The sequence below is a fragment of the Mannheimia pernigra genome, from assembly GCF_013377995.1.
GTDB lineage: Bacteria > Pseudomonadota > Gammaproteobacteria > Enterobacterales > Pasteurellaceae > Mannheimia > Mannheimia pernigra.
In genome coordinates, this window is record NZ_CP055305.1 from 147,463 (window position 1) to 163,730 (window position 16,268).

Annotated in this window: 14 protein-coding genes; 9 read left to right on the top strand and 5 right to left on the bottom strand. The window is 39.7% G+C overall.

Going from position 1 to position 16,268, the window contains the following annotated elements; translation table 11 throughout:
- Positions 1-54 precede the first annotated feature (54 nt).
- Both rpmA and rplU read right to left on the bottom strand, forming a co-directional pair.
- Positions 55-312, bottom strand: a complete 258-nt coding sequence (rpmA, locus tag HV560_RS00750; protein ID WP_159628582.1) for a 50S ribosomal protein L27 — start codon at positions 310-312, stop codon at positions 55-57.
- A 20-nt stretch (positions 313-332) separates the two neighbouring features.
- Positions 333-644 carry a 50S ribosomal protein L21 gene (gene rplU, locus HV560_RS00755; protein WP_025218095.1) on the bottom strand — a complete coding sequence of 104 codons (312 nt, stop codon included), beginning with the start codon at positions 642-644 and terminating at the stop codon, positions 333-335.
- Between the two features lie 324 nt (positions 645-968).
- On the opposite strand from rplU, the gene ispB reads away from it, so the two are divergent.
- The 8 genes from ispB (at position 969) to HV560_RS00795 (ending at position 11,675) form a co-directional block, all read left to right on the top strand.
- Entirely contained in the window at positions 969-1,964 is a 996-nt protein-coding gene (gene ispB / locus HV560_RS00760) for an octaprenyl diphosphate synthase (protein WP_176811933.1), read from the top strand.
- Between the two features lie 105 nt (positions 1,965-2,069).
- Complete coding sequence (locus HV560_RS00765; RefSeq protein ID WP_176807418.1) at positions 2,070-2,804, top strand: epoxyqueuosine reductase QueH; 735 nt, start codon at positions 2,070-2,072, stop codon at positions 2,802-2,804.
- Positions 2,805-2,994: 190 nt separating this feature from the next.
- Positions 2,995-3,936, top strand: a complete 942-nt coding sequence (gene fabD / locus HV560_RS00770; protein WP_176811934.1) for an ACP S-malonyltransferase — start codon at positions 2,995-2,997, stop codon at positions 3,934-3,936.
- 11 nt (positions 3,937-3,947) lie between these two features.
- Positions 3,948-4,424, top strand: a complete 477-nt coding sequence (locus HV560_RS00775; protein WP_176811935.1) for a hypothetical protein — start codon at positions 3,948-3,950, stop codon at positions 4,422-4,424.
- Positions 4,425-4,448: 24 nt separating this feature from the next.
- Positions 4,449-5,171, top strand: coding sequence for a 3-oxoacyl-ACP reductase FabG (gene fabG / locus HV560_RS00780; protein WP_176811936.1), 723 nt, complete (start codon positions 4,449-4,451; stop codon positions 5,169-5,171).
- 156 nt (positions 5,172-5,327) lie between these two features.
- Positions 5,328-6,620, top strand: a complete 1,293-nt coding sequence (brnQ, locus tag HV560_RS00785) for a branched-chain amino acid transport system II carrier protein (protein WP_176807422.1) — start codon at positions 5,328-5,330, stop codon at positions 6,618-6,620.
- Positions 6,621-6,750: 130 nt separating this feature from the next.
- Positions 6,751-7,575, top strand: a complete 825-nt coding sequence (mutM, locus tag HV560_RS00790; RefSeq protein WP_176811937.1) for a bifunctional DNA-formamidopyrimidine glycosylase/DNA-(apurinic or apyrimidinic site) lyase — start codon at positions 6,751-6,753, stop codon at positions 7,573-7,575.
- A gap of 56 nt (positions 7,576-7,631) precedes the next feature.
- Positions 7,632-11,675: an Ig-like domain-containing protein gene (locus HV560_RS00795; RefSeq protein WP_176811938.1), complete on the top strand. Its 4,044-nt coding sequence runs from the start codon at positions 7,632-7,634 to the stop codon at positions 11,673-11,675.
- A 79-nt stretch (positions 11,676-11,754) separates the two neighbouring features.
- Here the strand turns inward: HV560_RS00795 and dtd are convergent, their stop codons facing one another.
- The 3 genes from dtd to proA are packed head-to-tail and all read right to left on the bottom strand — an operon-like array spanning position 11,755 to position 14,249.
- Positions 11,755-12,189, bottom strand: a complete 435-nt coding sequence (gene dtd / locus HV560_RS00800; RefSeq protein ID WP_176811939.1) for a D-aminoacyl-tRNA deacylase — start codon at positions 12,187-12,189, stop codon at positions 11,755-11,757.
- Positions 12,164-13,009, bottom strand: a complete 846-nt coding sequence (locus tag HV560_RS00805) for a virulence factor BrkB family protein (protein ID WP_176807426.1) — start codon at positions 13,007-13,009, stop codon at positions 12,164-12,166. The genes dtd and HV560_RS00805 overlap by 26 nt, the downstream gene beginning before the upstream one ends.
- 1 nt (position 13,010) lies before the next feature.
- Complete coding sequence (gene proA / locus HV560_RS00810; RefSeq protein WP_176811940.1) at positions 13,011-14,249, bottom strand: glutamate-5-semialdehyde dehydrogenase; 1,239 nt, start codon at positions 14,247-14,249, stop codon at positions 13,011-13,013.
- A gap of 119 nt (positions 14,250-14,368) precedes the next feature.
- Here proA and mutL point away from each other — a divergent pair, with 119 nt between their 5' ends.
- Positions 14,369-16,261 (top strand): DNA mismatch repair endonuclease MutL, encoded by a 1,893-nt coding sequence (gene mutL / locus HV560_RS00815; RefSeq protein WP_176811941.1) that lies wholly within the window; start codon positions 14,369-14,371, stop codon positions 16,259-16,261.
- Positions 16,262-16,268 lie beyond the last annotated feature (7 nt).

Consider the following 16,268-nt stretch of genomic DNA (forward strand, 5'->3'; position numbering starts at 1 on the left):
CAAAAAACCTCGCAAGTTGCGAGGTTTTCTTTTGCAATTTTAGCTTTGAAATGATTAGTCAGCAATGATGCTTACATATTTACGGCTTTTATCACCTTTCACTTCAAACTTAACTTTACCGTCAGCGGTTGCAAATAAAGTGTGGTCTTTACCCATACCTACATTTGAACCTGCATGGAATTTAGTACCACGTTGACGAACAATAATGCTACCTGCTAATACAGATTCACCACCGAAACGTTTAACACCAAGGCGTTTAGCTTCAGAATCACGACCGTTACGAGTTGAACCACCAGCTTTTTTAGTTGCCATCTTCTAGATCTCCTCTGAAATTATGCTTGAATCCCAGTGATTTTCACTTCTGTGAACCACTGACGATGACCTTGTTGTTTACGGCTGTGTTTACGACGACGGAATTTAACGATTTTAACTTTCTCGCCACGACCTTGTGCTACAACTTCAGCCACTACTTTTGCACCAGCAACTACTGGTGCACCAATTTTAACATCTTCACCGTTAACGACCATTAACACTGAGTCAAATTCAACTTTTTCACCAGTTGCAATTTCAAGTTTTTCTAAACGAACTACTTGACCTTCGCTAACACGGTGTTGTTTGCCGCCACTTTGGAAAACTGCGTACATATTTACTCCGCTATGTGCCAACTGCTTTTGCGTTTAGGCACTTAATTAATTCATAAAAATAGGGTTGCAATTCTACGAAAAAACTCTAGAAAGAGCAAGCAGGATTTTTATAAAAATATAGAAAAATTTATAGTCTTCGATTTTAGCTAATAAAGGCAAGTTCCCATTAAGCAGAAAAATGAACCTTTTCTATACTCAACAACCACAGCATATCATAAAAGAAAATTATGGGTATAAATGCTTTCTGAAATTATTTTTTGAAGCTAGGCTGATTTAGGGTAGAATATGGGGCAAATTTTACCTCTTAGGTGTAGATGGAAGCAAATGACCACGCAATTAACTCTCGAACAAATTCAAGCCCTTGCGAATGAGGATATGCAAGCGGTAAATGCAGAAATTTTGGCTCACCTTAATTCGGAAGTTTTACTGATTAACCAGCTCGGGCATTATATCATCGCAGGTGGCGGTAAACGCATTCGCCCTTTAATTGCAGTACTTTCAGCACGAGCGTTGGGTTATAAAGGTAAACAGCATATTACTGCGGCAGCCTTTATTGAGTTTGTACATACAGCAACCTTATTGCACGATGATGTGGTAGATGAATCTGATATGCGTCGTGGCAGACCCACTGCAAATGCGGAATTTGGTAATGCTGCAAGTGTTTTAGTTGGTGATTATATCTACACTCGTTCTTTTCAGATGATGACGGATTTGGATTCTCTTCGCGTGCTAAAAGTGATGTCTTCTGCAACTAACGCTTTGGCGGAGGGGGAAGTTCAACAATTAATGAACGTAAACGATCCAAACACCACTGAAGCGAACTATATGCGTGTAATTTACAACAAAACCGCACGTTTATTTGAAGCAGCAACACAATGCGTGGCAATTGCAGCTGACTCAAGTGAAGAAATCGAAAATGGCTTAAAAGACTACGGCTGCTATTTAGGCACAGCCTTCCAGTTAATTGATGATATTTTAGATTACTCTGCCCAAACAGAAAATTTAGGTAAAAATATAGGTGATGATTTTGTAGAAGGCAAACCAACGCTTCCACTGTTACACGCAATGTATTCCGCAGAAAAAGCAGGCAAGGCAGCACAGGCAGAACTTATCCGCCACGCGATTGAAAACGGGGGAGAATTAGAACAAATTCCTGACATATTAGCAATTATGGCAGAACATCGCTCACTTGATTATGTGATGCAAAAAGCCCGTGAAGAAGCACAAAAAGCAGTAGATGCCTTAGCCGTATTACCAGAGAGTGAATATAAACAGGCATTGATTTCATTGGCATATTTGTCGGTGGATAGATCGTATTAACCTGTTACTTTCTTTGCTTGCAAATATAAATAACCCAAATTTCCCGCAAATTCAAAATCGCTCTGGCGGTTCAAAAGGGAATAATAATTTCATAAATAACAATATATGACCCAACCAATTGAACATATTGAAAGCGTGCGTGCTAGACGCAGAGCTCAAAATCAAAAAAAAGACGCAAACGCTCCTTTTGTGCGTGAGAAATTAGCACTGCCGAACGGTCACAACAAGCTGTTATTACACTCTTGCTGTGCACCCTGTTCGGGCGAGGTAATGGAAGCTATTCACGCCTCAGGCATTGAATTTACCATTTACTTCTACAACCCCAACATTCACCCACTCAAAGAGTACCTCATTCGTAAAGAAGAAAATATCCGCTTTGCCGAAAAATGGGGGATTCCGTTTATTGATTTAGACGATGACTACGAAAACGATCGCAAAGAGTGGTTCAAAAAAGCCAAAGGTATGGAATGGGAGCCTGAGCGTGGCGTTCGTTGTACAATGTGTTTTGATATGCGATTTGAGAAAGCGGCAGAATACGCTCATCACAATGGTTTTCCTGTATTTACTAGCTGTTTAGGTATTTCTCGTTGGAAAGATATGAACCAAATCAACGACTGCGGACACCGTGCCGCCGCCAAATTTGATGATGTTGTTTATTGGGACTACAACTGGCGTAAAGGCGGTGGCTCGCAACGAATGATCGAAATCAGCAAACGTGAACGTTTCTACCAACAAGAGTATTGTGGCTGCGTCTATTCCCTGCGTGATAGTAACAAATGGCGGTTAGAAACAGGGCGGCAAAGAATTGAAATCGGCAAACTCTATTATTCGCCAGATTAACATACCGAGCTCGACAAAGCCGTTCTCGGTTAAGCCTCTGGGCTGTGGTTACAAGCGGTCAATTTTGAATAAAATTTTGCAAAAAATCGCCAATAACGCACCGCTTGTCTCGTCAGAGCGACTTGCGATTTCTAGAAATCACAACCCTCAATATAAATTTCAACTTAAAAAGTAAAAAGGAATAAAAACAATGTCAAAATTTGCTATGGTTTTCCCTGGTCAAGGTTCACAAGCGGTTGGAATGCTTGGTGATCTTGCTACTCAATTCCCTATTGTTGAAAAAACATTCGCAGAAGCAAGCGAAGTGCTTGGCTATGATTTATGGGATTTAGTGCAAAATGGTACAGCTGAAGAGTTAGGGCAAACTCAACGTACTCAGCCTGCCTTATTAGCCGCATCGGTTGCTATTTTCCGTGTATGGCAAGAAAAATCCCCTGAGTTAAAACCTACCGTAATGGCAGGCCATAGCTTAGGTGAATACTCGGCTCTAGTTTGTGCCGGTGTGTTAAACTTTCAAGATGCCATCAAATTAGTGGAGCTGCGTGGTAATGCAATGCAAGAAGCGGTGCCTGCTGGTAGCGGTGCAATGTATGCAATTATTGGTTTAGATAACCAAGCTATTATCAACGCGTGTGAACAAGCAGCAAATGAGACAGGCGAAATCGTTTCAGCGGTAAATTTTAACTCGCCAGGTCAAGTAGTTATTGCTGGTACAAAAGCCGCTGCAGAAAAAGCAGGCGAATTATGCAAAGCTGCAGGAGCAAAACGTGCGTTACCATTAGCAGTAAGCGTGCCTTCACACTGTGCATTAATGAAACCAGCGGCAGAAAAATTAGCCACTGCATTGCAAAATATTAAGCTAAATCAACCGCTTGTATCTGTCATTAATAACGTAGATGTGGCAGTTGAAACTGATCTTGATGCTATCCGCAACGCCCTTGTTCGTCAGCTTTACAGCCCTGTACGCTGGACAGAAACTGTAGAGAAAATGGCTCAAGAGGGTATCACCACGCTTTATGAAATCGGTCCGAACAAAGTTTTAACTGGCTTAACAAGCCGTATTGTGAAAACACTTTCATCACAGGCGGTAAACGATGTTGCCAGCCTTGAGGCAGTTCAATCCTCATTTTAGTAGCACATAAAATGAGCAAAGAAACTTTATTTATGCTAGCTAGCATATTGCTTGCATTAGTGATTGTGCCTGCTAGCTATATGTTTAGCGATCTTGATACGCTTGAAAATACCCCCGTATTTAAACAATTTGGTATGCTCTCAATTGCATCTGGTTGCTCATTTTTAGTTTATTTTCTCGCTATCCATCCTAAAATTCGTCAGGCTTTTATTGGCGGTGCCTCTCTCACCTCTGGCGCTATTCAAGCGTGGGCAATTTATGGCGTGCTGTTAAGCCAAGGCGACCCAAAAGGTGCGATAGCATTATTGCAAATTTATTTATTAAGCAGTTTGGGGCTATTAGTCGTCTCAACAATATGGGTATTCGCCCGCCCACGTTGGATTTATCCACCGCAAGGCTCGGCGGTTAAATATGCCTTATTTGGTAGTTCAACCACCGTCATAAACTACTTTATTATTCTTTTTATTTTTTATATTTTAACGCGTTAATCATCGTCTTTTATAGGAGAATATATGAGCAAAATCGCATTAGTTACAGGTGCAACTCGTGGTATCGGCAAAGCAATTGCCGAAGAATTAGTAGCAAAAGGTTACACCGTAGTCGGTACAGCAACCTCTGAAAAAGGAGCGGAATCCATTTCTGCTTACTTAGGCGAAAGCGGTAAGGGTTTAGTGCTAAACGTGGCAGATGCCGAATCGATTGATTGTGTATTAAAACAAGTCAAAGAAACCTTTGGTGATGTGGATGTCTTAGTCAATAACGCAGGAATCACACGTGATGGCTTATTAATGCGTATGAAAGATGATGATTGGTTCGACATCATTCAAACTAACCTTACATCCGTTTACCGCTTATCAAAAGCGGTGTTACGCCCAATGATGAAAAAAGGCGGACGTATTATCAACATTGGTTCGGTAGTCGGTTCGATGGGAAATCCAGGTCAAACAAATTATTGTGCAGCAAAAGCAGGTTTAGTCGGTTTTTCTAAATCACTTGCAAAAGAAGTGGCAAGTCGTGGCATTACGGTAAATGTGGTTGCTCCAGGCTTTATCGCAACGGATATGACCGATGAGCTAAACGACGATCAACGCAATGCCATTTTAAGCCAAATCCCAGCAGGCGAACTTGGCTCTCCACAAGATATTGCAAAAGCAGTCGCATTTTTAGCTTCAGATGATGCTCGTTATATCAACGGCGAAACCATTCACGTAAATGGCGGATTACATATGAGCTAATTTGCTCCTAATTTTACGAAAAGTCAGCAGCTTGCTGGCTTTTCTTTTAAACGTATTTCCCTTAGCAGCATTCAAGCGGTCTTTTTTTGCAAGAAATTAGCAAATATGGCACAATGCCCACTCATTTTTTAATGCTTTTCTTTAGTAGAACTTATTATGAATAAAAATACTTTTATCGTGGGCTTTATGCTCTTTGCGATTTTCTTTGGGGCGGGCAACTTAATTTTTCCGCCAAAACTAGGTTTAGACAGTGGCCTAGATTTTCTACCGTCAATTATTGGCTTTGTACTCACAGGCGTAGGTTTACCACTGCTTGGTATTGCAGTGAGTGGCTACTATCCAGGTGGTTATAAAGAAGCCTTGAGCAAAAATGTTCACCCTTATTTCTCGCTGCTATTTTTAATGGCAATTTATTTAACTATTGGTCCCTTTTTTGCCATTCCTCGTACAGGAGCAACCGCTTACCAAATGTCAGTTGTGCCTTTTATTGGCGAGAGTGGAACATTCTCATTACTCGTATTCACCCTAGCTTACTACTTAGTTGCAGTATGGTTTAGCTTAAATCCATCAACCGTGGTAGATAGAATCGGCGCAATATTAACACCTGTATTATTGCTTGCAATCCTAGGATTAGTCGTTAAAGCGATTATCTTATTAGGCGAAAATGAATTGCCTGCACTCACGACTCAAACAGATCCTACCTCTCCTTTCTTTACTGGTATTGTTGAAGGCTATTTAACAATGGACGCACTGGCTTCTATTACCTTCTCGGTCATTGTCATTAGTGCAATTAAAGCGAAGGGTCTTGGTAATAAAGACTTAATCAAGCAAACCTCAATGGCAGGAATGATCGCCGCAATTGCATTGGCAGCCATTTATATTTCTCTGGCCTGGATTGGAAACCACTACCCGATCAGTATAGAAACCCTTACCGAGCTAAACGCAACAGGCCAGCACATTGGCACATTTATTCTCAACCATGTAGCAACTGAAACTTTCGGCGAGTTTGGTCGCACGCTCCTTGGTGTGATTGTAACATTGGCGTGTTTAACCACCTCTATTGGTTTGATCGTCACCACAAGCGAATATTTCAATGAAATATTCCCGAAAATTTCATACAAAGTATATGTGTTTATTTTCACGCTAATTAGTTTTAGCATTGCAAATCAAGGGTTAGATTTTGTTATCTCAAAATCTGTGCCTGTTCTCTTAATATTATATCCAATTGCGATGACAGTCATTTTCTTGATGTTTATCAACATCTTCTTTCAACTACCATTACTGGCTCAACGCTTACCATTAGCATTGGTTACGGCAGTCTCTATTTTATCTGTTGCGGGTGTAAATGCGATGAACGCTCTACCGTTAAAATCCATCTCAATGGAATGGATTCCCTTTGCAATTGCAGGCACCGTAATAGGATATTTACTGGGTAAGAAATCCTCATAGATAAATAACAAGCGGTCATTTTTCACTTATTTTTTACAAACTGCAAAAATAGCATTTTCTGGGGGCAGGATCAATTCCTGCCCTTTTATATTATAATAACGCTCACTTTTCACTATCCTTGGAGGAGAGAATGCCTGAACTACCCGAAGTTGAAACCAGTGTGCGAGGTATTGAGCCTTATTTAAAAGGGCAAATTATAAAGAAGATTATTGTCCGCCAGCCCAAACTGCGTTGGTTAATTAGCCCCGAATTATCACAAATGGAAAATGCGAAAATTGATGCAATAGAAAGACGAGCAAAATATCTGATTATCCGCACACAAAAAGGCGATATTTTGATACATTTAGGCATGTCTGGTTCACTTGGGATTTTGCAAGCACATCAACAAAAAGAAATTAGTAAGCATGACCACGTCGATCTTGTTACGCAAAATGGCACCATTTTACGCTATAACGACCCTCGTAAATTCGGCTGTTGGCTTTGGATTGCAAAAGCAGAAGATCACCAACTACTGCGTAAACTCGGGCCCGAACCCCTTTCTGATGATTTTACCCCTGATTATCTATTTGCAAAAAGCCGCAAAAAAACAACCGCTTGTAAAACCTTTATTATGAGCAATGAGGTAGTCGTGGGTGTAGGGAATATTTATGCGTGCGAAAGTCTATTTATAGCGGGAATCCACCCTGAACTTGCAGCACAGAATCTCACTAAAAAGCAATGCGAACGTTTAGTCAGCACAATTAAAGACGTGCTAACTAAAGCCATTATTCAAGGTGGCACTACCTTGAAAGACTTTATTAAACCTGACGGCAAACCAGGCTATTTTGCCCAAGTGCTACAAGTGTACGGAAGAAAAAATGAAGCGTGTAACGATTGCGGAAAGCCAATTCAAACCAAAGTAATTGGGCAACGCAATACTTATTTCTGCCCTAAATGTCAAAAATTGCCGAAATAAACTATCTTATATAAAAATCCATACTTAATTCTGATAAGTTTAATTAAGGAGCTATTATGTCTACATATCAACTGAATATCTATCATTTAACCGATAAAGGGAGCGTCAGACTCCTTAATGGAAAAACACATACGCTAAAAACATTAGCAAATCATCAAGACCAAATCGTCAATAAAAAGGGGGAATTGATTCCACTTGACAATATTCCAAAAGCAGAATTGGTCGGAAATGATCTTTATATTTATCTGGAAGACGGGACGAATGAGGAGCCAAACTTGATCATGCAAGATTATGCTCTATTTTCTACTATTGAGGATTTTCAGCTGTTAACCCAGACTAATACAACTTTTAATACTAATCAACCACAGCAGCCATTGACTTTGGCAAAACCGATTATCACTATAGATAATGTGACTGATGACAATGTCATTACTCGCATAGAAGCAGAAAAAGAGAGTATACAGCTGAATGGTCAAGTTGATACAGAGAGAGGAGGTAATATTTCTGTCAATGTTATATTAAATACCAAAACTTACCCGGCAAAAATTATAGGTAATCAATGGTTTGCAACAATTAATACCTCAGATCTTACGACAATACAAGGTAAACAACATCTTATTGTGCAAGCTATCGCCAATAAAACCGAGCTAGTTGCTACATCTGAACTCAAAAAAGAGTATATGGTTGATACTCAAATCGAACATCCTATTATTGAGATAGATCCGATTACAGCTAACAATATTCTAGAATATGTTGAAAGTAAAACCGAAACCATCCATATTACAGGGAAAATTATTAATGTAGAGCACTCTGCCGCTAAATCCGGTGATGAGGTGGTGATTCATTTAGGTAACTCAACCAGTACAGGAAAGTTAACAACAGATGTTAATGGTGAACTCATTTTTAGCATACCGGTTAGTACTGTTTCATTAATTGCTCATCAAAGTGAAGGCATAACGCTAAGTCTTAGTACGACTGATAGTGTAGGTAATGTCTTGGAGAGCCAAAAATCAAAAAACTATCAGGTCAATTTAGAGCGTAATATTAACGTTTCTGTTAATACTATTACCAATGACAACATCATTAATCAAGCTGAAAGTAAAGAGGATATCACAATACAGGGAGCGGTAACCAATGGTGAAGAAGGAGAAAGCATCGGTATTTATTGTTCTTGTCCGGTTTGTGCAAGCGGTTGGCGTCTACTACAAGAAGTACCTTTAAATAGTCTTGGAGCATTTAACTTAACCGTTAACGGTGAAGAATTGATTAGTAACGCTGGAGAATCTCCTGTCATCAGAGCCATCTATCGTAATCAACCAACTAAAACTACTGATAGAGAATATAGTATTGATAGAGAATATAGTATTGATACAGAATTAAATAAACCTATTACTACCGCACCTAAACTCATCAAAAATCAGTCATCGACAGGAAGTATACTATCTGGTGAGTTGGACAATATTGATAACGATGTGAACGCTAGTAATGTGGAAGTGCTTGTTACTATTGATGGTCAAGTACATAAAGCCTCTGTCTCTGAAGACAAACGCTCGTGGACTCTGCTTCAGTCCAATACTCCATTATCTGATTTAGAACATAAATCGGTAACTGCAAAAGTGCTTGTGACAGATAAAGCAGGTAATACGAATGAAAGTGACGAAGTAAAAGCGGAATTTCTACCTCAAATTAACATTACTGAAATTGGTGATAGTTTTAGTGTAAATAATATCGGACCATTAGTTACTATTTCAGGGGAAGTAAACTATAGTGGTCTATTTGCCAGTGGCAGGAATGCCTCTTTTGTTCGCATAATTAAAGTGAAAATTGGAAAAAACACTTTTGAAGTGCCAATGAATGCTGATGGAAAAACGTTTGACTTGAAACTCCCTTTTACTGAAGCCTTAGCGCTAGATAATAAAGAAATTAGCTTCAGCTTTAACAAAGTTAGTGTATTTTCTCCAAAAACAAATAACGATGGCAGTATCGGATTTGAAACTCATAAGAACCAAGCTGTTACCACTGAAAGCATCATACTAAAAAGTGACTACATCACTCCAAACGGTAATAATGGTTATAATCTCAGCATTAAGTCCCCAAGCAGTATTATTGCAGGTGAGGTCATTGGGGATAACATCGCTGTTGGTGAGACTATCGAAATTACTGTCGGTAATAAGGTATTTAACGCAAGCGTAGAACAAGATAAAACATTCCGGATTGCGGTAGAAAACCAATTCTTAGCTGGATCAGGAGATAGTCAAATTACCGCCACATTAAAAACAACTAATCTTGCAGGAGAATCAGTAGAAGTAAAAGATACGGAAACCTTTACATCAACATTAGCGGTAAGTGGGAGCTACAATCAACCACGCCATAACGATGTGGAATTTAATGCACGCCAATATAACCATTTGAGCGATAATTTCAACTTCCATTATTTTATGGATACTTTCTACTCTGCCAAATTAGGAGCTGTGGATTATGGAAGAGTACCATTCGGTGGATTAGGTAACACCCCAGTGATTAAATACCACTTTGCAACTTTAGAGGAGATGGCAATACATCACAAAAATGCAATTAAACCTCTTAGTATTTCGGCACAGCAAAAAGATGCCTTCAGAAAAGCTTATGAGTATATTGCTAAATTCACCAATCTAAAATTTGAAGAGGTTGATAACTATATTACAGATGGCTCAGGAACAAATATTTTTGCCAAAACACATAATGGTGGCGGTGCCGCTTATGCTAGCGTAGGCGATGGCTCTTGGATTTGGGTGAATAGTGCCTTTGGTAATGAAAATGGCTCTACTACCGCACCTAGAATTGCTAATCTTTATAATAATGTCCTAAATTATGTTTATTATGCCGCAATGCATGAAGTACTACACACTCTAGGTTTTAATCATTCAAATGTGCTATTCACCGATAATAACTATAGAGGAAAATATAATGAGGTTGGCCTAGGTAGTAAAGAGGATAAAACAGAATTTACTTATATGTCTTATAATGGCTTATTCGAAACTAAAGGTAGTTATATCCCATTCTATGATTTAGCAGCATTACATTACCGCTACGGTGTTAATAAAACTGTACGTTCTGGCAATAACATATATGGATTCCAACGTTATCGAGATGTAAACAGTGATGGTAATGGTGTCTATATTTGGGATGGCGGCGGTGTAGACACCTTTGATGCCACAAATGAAAGAGAACGTGTTTATATCAACCTGAAACCAGGTTCTTGGATTTATCGTGGCGATACCGCAGAGAAGATGATGACAATCAAATCCATAACAGACTTCAATGCAGTCCAATTCTTTGGGGATGAAGTGGGTGTCAATAAAACAGCCGCAAGAGGAACGCAAAAAATAACCGAATATGTTGAGGGTCAAGCCTTTATTGGTTTTGGTACACAAATTGAAAACGCTATTGGTTCGGTATATAACGATATCTTATTAGGCAATGATGCTGCAAATAACTTAATCGGTAATGGTGGCAACGATATTCTAAGAAGTGGAAAAGGCGATGATTATCTACACGGCGGTATAGGTGATGATGAAATGCACGGTGGTGAAGGAAATGACACCTATGTAGTCGATAGTAACAAGGACCAAGTTTTTGAATTGGAAAATCAAGGTATTGATACTGTCTATAGCTCTATCAACTTCGAGCTTCCTGAAAATGTAGAAAGTCTCACCCTACTAGGTACTATTGCAACACAAGCAACAGGAAATAACCTCAGTAACACCCTTATAGCTAATAATATTGGCAATACCCTCAATGGAAAGGAAGGAGATGATCACTTAATCGGAGGATTGGGAGAGGACATTCTCATTGGCGGAACAGGTAAAGATACCTTTGTATTCAATACTACGTTAAACGGTAAAGTGGATATCATCAAAGATTTTGAGAATGGCGATACTATTGAACTAGCTAAATCAATTTTTAGTGCAATTGAAAATGCCGAACAAGTATTTGATTTTATTAGCTTTAACAAAGGTGAACTTAGTTATAAACCAAATGCAACTACGGAAGCAATTCACTTTGCTACACTCGAAAACTTCTATACCAACTTAGAAACAGCAAATTTCAGCATTATTTAAGTTGATGGCCTACTATTAGCCCCAAATTAGACCAAATCTAATTTGGGCTAATTTCTAAACAACTAGTATAACCAAGCCGCTAAACCCGCAACCAAAAAGTGACGGGACCATCATTTTGTAAACTGACTTGCATATCTGCTGCAAACTGTCCTGTTTGTGTGTGAATTTTCATCGCAGCTTGTTGATGAAAATAGTCATACAAGCGTGCGGCATCAACTGGGCTTGCGCCTTTTGAGAAACTAGGTCGTAAACCCTTGTTAGTATCTGCAACAAGCGTAAATTGTGAAACTACTAATAAACTGCCAGCTGCTTGCTGCACACTCAAATTCATTTTGTCTTGCTCATCGGAAAACACTCGGTAATTCAGTACCTTTTCCAATAATTTATCAGCCTTGGATTCATCGTCATCTTTTTCAACGCCGAGTAAAACCAATAAACCGTGTTTAATTTCACCAACAGTTTGCCCTTCAACCTCAACTTTTGCCCATTTAACCCGCTGGATTAATCCGATCATTTATTTCCTGTTCCTTGCCTACTTCTGTTTCTTTTAATATTGCGGCGAACTGCCCGCCTAATAAAACGACTTGCCAGCTCAATTGAATCCACAACAACATAATCGGTAATACGGCCACTGCACCATAAAGAGCCTGGTAAGAAGGGAATGTTGTGATATACCAAATAAAGGCTTGTTTACCTAAGGTAAAGAAAATTGCCGCCAATAACGCCCCAATAGCGGCGTGCTTAAATTTTACCTCTGTAATCGGAATAAATTTATACACTAATGTAAACAACAACCAAATCAATAAAAATGGCATCAATTCCAATAAATATTGCCCTAATGATACGCCAGAAGCATTAAAAATAGCCAGCGACATCACATAAGTTGTAATTGCAATACTCGCCCCAGCCAGCAAAGGCCCAAATATTAAAATTAAAAAATAGAGTAAAAAAGAGAACCACATCGGACGTGAGCGGCTATTGTGCCAAATGGTATTTAGCGTTTCATCAATATTCTTAATCAGCATAATGGCAACAACAAATAAACCAATAATACTGACAATCCCCATATTTTTCGCATTATCGACAAATAGATCGAGGTATTTCGAGACCGTTTCACTCGCACTAGGGGCAAAGTTATCATAAATCAATGCTTTTAACATCTCACTCGCTTCATAAAAAATAGGAAAGAATGTGAAGATGGAAAACAGCACAATAATTGAGGGAACAATCGCAAGCATAGTACTGTAAGTAAGATAACCTGCAGAAATCGCAATATTATTCTCCACATAACGCTTAGCGAACAATTTAACAAATTCTAAAATCCGTTTTAACATACTATCCTCTTACTAAATAATCGCTCTCACACACCCATTTATAGGTGGTTAATGCTTCAAGCCCCATTGGGCCTCTAGCGTGTAATTTTTGCGTACTCACCGCCACTTCTGCCCCCAAGCCAAACTCACCACCATCCGTAAAACGAGTACTGGAATTGATATACACTGCTGCGGCATCAACTTGTTGTACGAATTGGCGAGCAACTTGGTAATTAGACGTTAAAATTCCCTCTGAGTGCTGCGAACCGTAATGGCGAATATGCTCAATTGCTTGTTGTAAGTCATTCACCACAACCACGTTAAGATCGAGTGACAACCACTCTTGACTTAACTTTTTCTGATCAAGCGGTTCGATTCCTTCAATTTTTTGCAAATCATTACTGTGAATTGTCACACCTAGTGCCTGCATACGGGCAACTAATTTCGGCAAAAATTCTACCGCGATCGCTTTCTCTACCAACAAGGTTTCTAACGTATTACAGGTGCTTGGACGCTGCGTTTTAGCATTCACAATCACTTCAAGGGATTTTTCTTGATCTGCGGTTTTCTCCACAAATAGATGACAAACACCAATACCGCCTACAATCACAGGAATAGTAGCGTTTTCTTTACAGAATTGATGCAAACCTGCCCCACCACGTGGGATCACCATATCAATATAGCGATCTAACTTCAGCAACGCTAATAATAACGAGCGATCTGGATCAGTAACCGCTTGCACCGCTAATTTCGGTAAGCCTGATTTTTCTAACGCCTCTTGTACGACATCAACTAACACTGAGTTGGTAAATTTAGTTTCTTTACCGCCACGTAAAATCACCGCATTACCTGTTTTTAAACAAAGTGATGCCACATCAATAGTAACATTTGGACGCGCTTCATAGATAGTTAAAATCACGCCTAATGGCACACGTTGGCGTTCAATTTTCAAACCGCTATTTAGCACACCACCATCCATTATTTGCCCGACAGGATCAGCAAGTTTTGCCACATTACGTACATCGTTGGCAATGCCCTTTAAACGCTCTTCGTTAAGCAACAAGCGATCAATAATTGCCAATGAAATGCCTTGTGATTGAGCAAATTCAATATCTTTTGCATTCGCATATAAAATTTCCGTGGCACGCTGTTCAAGGCTATCAGCAATCGTCAGTAACGCTTTATTTTTTTGACCGTGGCCAAATTGTGCTAAATCAAAACTGGCTTGCTTAGCTTGTTGAGCAAGTTCTATCATTTGCATAAATTTGTTCTCATTTCATTCACATTTGCATAATCTAACACGTTCTTTTGTATGAAGAAATATGCAAAAGCGAAGAAAATTAGATAAAATGGGCTAATTCCAAACAATTAGGCACCAAAATGACAAATAACTCTCCAAAACAGCTGATTCACATTCTCCCACCACAACTGGCAAACCAAATTGCCGCAGGCGAGGTAGTAGAACGCCCCGCCTCTGTAGTAAAAGAGTTGGTCGAAAACAGCCTTGATGCTGGTGCGAATAATATTCAAATTGACATTGAAAAAGGCGGTTCGCAGCTCATCCGCATTCGGGATAACGGCTGCGGCATCAGCAAACAGGATTTGCCACTTGCTTTAGCTCGCCACGCCACGAGCAAAATCAGCAGCCTGGAAGATTTAGAAGCCATTTTAAGTTTAGGCTTTCGGGGCGAAGCGTTAGCAAGCATCAGCTCAGTGTCACGTTTAACACTGACTTCTCGCACTACAGAACAAAATGAAGCGTGGCAGGCTTACACACAAGGAAGAGAAATGATAGTTGAAATTCAGCCTACCTCTCACCCTATCGGCACAACGATTGAAGTGGCTAACTTATTTTTCAATACGCCAGCACGCCGTAAATTTTTACGCACAGACAAAACTGAGTTCGCTCATATTGATGAAGTGATTCGTCGCATTGCACTTGCCAAACCCAATATCAGCTTTACGCTAAGTCATAATGGCAAAATCGTCCGCCAATATCGCAAAATTATTGATAATTCAGTTGAGCAAAAACAGAAACGGGTGGTCGCGATTTGTGGCGAGAAATTTATTCAAAACGCCAATTATATTGACTGGCAACACGGCGATTTACACTTACACGGCTGGGTTGGCTCACCGATGCTTGCTAGTCCACAAAATGATCTTTGCTACAGCTATGTAAACGGACGAATGATGCGAGATAAAACAATTAATCACGCAATCCGCCAAGCCTATGGTGAGAACATTACGACAGGCAACTACCCTGCTTTTGTTATCTTTTTAGATTTAGACCCCACTATGGTGGATGTGAATGTTCACCCTGCCAAACACGAAGTGCGTTTCCATCAAGGAAGGCTGGTACACGATTTTATTTTGCAAGGTGTCAGCAATAGCCTACAACAAACACATCCGTCACTTGAATTGCGAAACGAGCTCAATGAACCAATGCCTGCTTATGCAAAAGACACAAACCGCCAAGCGGCAGGGCAAAATGTATTTACACAACCCAAAGAGCCAATACAAGCGATCGAATTTTCACAAAAAAATGTAAATCACTCTACTCATAGCTCTTTTACACCTAAATTTGAGCGAAGTAGTAGCAGTCAATCTGCTCAAAAATGGTATAACGAGCTAGTAGGTGGTTCAGATATACGAACGAAAAAAGTAGAAAAAACCGCTGTTAAACTGCCCACTTTTGAGCCGAACATAAAGATAAACCCAGAACCTGCCCCTATTTTGCAAAAAACGGAGCAAATCACACCGCTTGCAAGCCACCACGCCCAAGCCTTGGCAATTGTGAAAAATCAGGCGATATTGATGAAAGAAGGAGAAGATTTCTACTTAATTCCCCTGCACCAATTAGCCAAGCTGAAATTCGCTCACCAACTAGGCACACGGCAAACACAGGCACTACTCATTCCGCTTACGCTCACCTTAAACGACAAACAAACGGAATTGTGGCAACACTATAAAGAAAGCATCGCAGAATTTGGTTTCGCTATTACCGAAAAACATTGGCAAGAACAAACTCGCCTCACGATACTTTCTGTGCCACAAGCCTTGCGTGAACAGAATTTGCAACAGCTACTGCTTTCACTCTTTAACCAACCACAAGCGGTCAAATTAACTGAATTTTTTGCAAAACACTGTGAAATTCCCACCGCTTGCACGCTCAGTGATGCCATTGCGTTACTCTCAGACATTGAGCTTTACCCGAATGGAAAGAAAGAGATTGAAGAAATTAGGAAGGAAGTGGATTTTTCTAAATATTTATAAAGACTAA

Excerpts from the sequence above, each read along its gene's own strand:
- rpmA (WP_159628582.1), bottom strand. The coding sequence starts at position 312 with ATGGCAACTAAAAAAGCTGGTGGTTCAACTCGTAACGGTCGTGATTCT.
- rplU (WP_025218095.1), bottom strand. The coding sequence starts at position 644 with ATGTACGCAGTTTTCCAAAGTGGCGGCAAACAACACCGTGTTAGCGAA.
- ispB (WP_176811933.1), top strand. The coding sequence starts at position 969 with ATGACCACGCAATTAACTCTCGAACAAATTCAAGCCCTTGCGAATGAG.
- HV560_RS00765 (WP_176807418.1), top strand. The coding sequence starts at position 2,070 with ATGACCCAACCAATTGAACATATTGAAAGCGTGCGTGCTAGACGCAGA.
- fabD (WP_176811934.1), top strand. The coding sequence starts at position 2,995 with ATGTCAAAATTTGCTATGGTTTTCCCTGGTCAAGGTTCACAAGCGGTT.
- HV560_RS00775 (WP_176811935.1), top strand. The coding sequence starts at position 3,948 with ATGAGCAAAGAAACTTTATTTATGCTAGCTAGCATATTGCTTGCATTA.
- fabG (WP_176811936.1), top strand. The coding sequence starts at position 4,449 with ATGAGCAAAATCGCATTAGTTACAGGTGCAACTCGTGGTATCGGCAAA.
- brnQ (WP_176807422.1), top strand. The coding sequence starts at position 5,328 with ATGAATAAAAATACTTTTATCGTGGGCTTTATGCTCTTTGCGATTTTC.
- mutM (WP_176811937.1), top strand. The coding sequence starts at position 6,751 with ATGCCTGAACTACCCGAAGTTGAAACCAGTGTGCGAGGTATTGAGCCT.
- HV560_RS00795 (WP_176811938.1), top strand. The coding sequence starts at position 7,632 with ATGTCTACATATCAACTGAATATCTATCATTTAACCGATAAAGGGAGC.
- dtd (WP_176811939.1), bottom strand. The coding sequence starts at position 12,189 with ATGATCGGATTAATCCAGCGGGTTAAATGGGCAAAAGTTGAGGTTGAA.
- HV560_RS00805 (WP_176807426.1), bottom strand. The coding sequence starts at position 13,009 with ATGTTAAAACGGATTTTAGAATTTGTTAAATTGTTCGCTAAGCGTTAT.
- proA (WP_176811940.1), bottom strand. The coding sequence starts at position 14,249 with ATGCAAATGATAGAACTTGCTCAACAAGCTAAGCAAGCCAGTTTTGAT.
- mutL (WP_176811941.1), top strand. The coding sequence starts at position 14,369 with ATGACAAATAACTCTCCAAAACAGCTGATTCACATTCTCCCACCACAA.